We start from the raw sequence: 2248 nt of genomic DNA, 5'->3' as shown, positions 1-2248 counted from the left end.
ATGCTGGCCTTGCGGTTTTTCAGCACGACTTCCACGGCCTGGTCGTACATCGGGTCTTTTTCACCGCCGCCGTTACCGCCACTGCTGCCATCACCCAGCAAGTCGCCGTCTTCGCCATCGACGGTACCGCCTTCCAGCACGCCATCGATGTAATTGGGTTCGCCCTGCAGCTTGAGGTAGGCCACCACGCGGTGCACTTCGTCATCACTCACAAACGCACCATGCACCCGAATTGGAAAGCCTGTACCACTCGGCATGTAAAGCATGTCACCCATTCCTAACAATGCCTCAGCGCCCATCTGGTCAAGAATGGTCCGGCTGTCGATCTTGCTGCTGACCTGGAAAGACAGGCGGGTCGGGATATTGGCCTTGATCAGGCCAGTAATCACATCCACGCTTGGCCTCTGGGTGGCCAGCACCAGGTGGATGCCGGCGGCCCGGGCTTTTTGCGCCAGGCGGGCGATCAGCTCTTCAATCTTCTTGCCGACCACCATCATCAGGTCGGCCAGCTCGTCGATCACCACCACGATGTAAGGCAGGCGTTCCAGCGGCTCGGGTTGCTCGGGCGTGAGGCTGAAGGGGTTGTAGATGAATTCGCCCTTGGCCTTGGCCTCGTCGAGCTTGGCGTTGTAACCGGCCAGGTTGCGCACGCCCAGCTTGCTCATGAGCTTGTAGCGCTTTTCCATTTCGGCCACACACCAGTTCAGGCCGTGGGCGGCCTGGCGCATGTCGGTCACCACCGGCGCCAGCAAATGCGGAATGCCTTCATAGACACTCATTTCCAGCATCTTGGGGTCGATCAGCAGCAGCCGCACGTCACGCGCATCGGCCTTGTAGAGCAGGCTCAGGATCATGGCATTGATGCCGACCGACTTGCCGGAGCCGGTGGTACCGGCCACCAGGCAGTGCGGCATCTTGGCGAGGTCAGCCACCACCGCAGCGCCGCTAATGTCCTTGCCCAGGCCGATGGTGAGCATGGACTTGGCTTCGTTGTAGACCTGCGAGCCCAGGATTTCACTGAGCTTGATGGACTGGCGCTTGGCGTTGGGCAGCTCCAGCGCCATGTAGTTTTTGCCGGGAATGGTTTCGATCACGCGAATGGAAACGAGGCTGAGGGCGCGCGCCAGGTCTTTGGCCAGGTTGACGACCTGCGAGCCCTTCACGCCCGTGGCGGGTTCGATCTCATAACGTGTGATGACGGGGCCGGGAGCGGCGGCCACGACACGCACCTCGACGCCGAAATCCTTCAGCTTTTTCTCGATCAGGCGCGAGGTCATTTCCAGCGTCTCGGGGGCCACGGTCTCCTGGCGTGTCAGCGCACCGTCCAGCAGATCAACCTGCGGGAGCTTGGAGTCGGGCATTTCACTGAAGAGCGGCTTTTGCCGTTCTTTTGCCACGCGCTCGCTTTTGGGAATATCCACGAGCACGGGCTCAATCAGGACCGGCACCGGGTGGTGCTCTTCAATCTCGATGCGCTCGTCGATCAAAGTCTCTTCACGCTCACGCGCGGCCAGTTTGCCGAAGGCGAGGTCTTCGGCAATTTCGCGCTTTTCGCGGCGGGAGTCAATCAGGTTGTCAATCCACGCGCCAACACGCAGGGCCACATGCGCCCAGGAAAAGCCGAACACGGCGGACACGGCGATCACGCCGAGCGCAATAAAAACCAGGCCTGAACCAGCAAAACCCAGCCATTTCTCGCCCTGCGTTCCAGCCAGGTAACCCAGCACGCCGCCAGCGTGGCCGGGCAACCTGAATTCAAAACGATACAGGCGGGACCATTCCAGCGCCGCGCTGGCCAGTAAAAGCAGGAGCAGGCTTAGCCAGAACCGGATCCGGCCGGCGGAATGGGATGAATCGGCAGCAAGGGGCTCGCCGCGAAGCCAGCGCGCCAATGAAGACAACCAGACCTGGGCGCCTGCCGCCAATGCCCACCAGACGGAAAAGCCCAGCAGGAAATAGCTCGCATCTGCCAGCCATGCGCCCAGGCGGCCACCCCAGTTTCGGGACGCAGCTTGGGCGCCACCCAGGACATCAGCGGTACCGGATGTTGACCAGGCAGCGTCTTGCGGAGAATAGCTGAGCAGTGCCGCGAGCCAGAAAATCAGGCCGAGCAGGCCCAGAATCAGGCTGACTTCATGGGCAAAGCGTTTGATGCCGCTGGGCGCGCCCGCGGCTGGGGAATTTCTGGAGTTCAGGGTATCGAGTGAGTAAGTCATGGCCCGGCTAGTACTGCAAGCCGGAAGTAGCG

General features: G+C 61.3%; 1 protein-coding gene. It reads right to left on the bottom strand.

Annotation, left to right across the window (positions count from 1 at the left end; all coding sequences use genetic code 11):
- Nucleotides 1–2216 (bottom strand): DNA translocase FtsK (locus AC1D1P_RS21445; RefSeq protein ID WP_477674363.1); only part of this gene is annotated, 2216 nt, incomplete at its 3' end.
- Nucleotides 2217–2248 lie beyond the last annotated feature (32 nt).

Source organism: Polaromonas sp. P1_E1_2 (genome assembly GCF_056406035.1).
The sequence above is the reverse complement of the archived record's forward strand: the minus strand, read 5'-3'. Positions and strand labels throughout refer to the sequence as shown.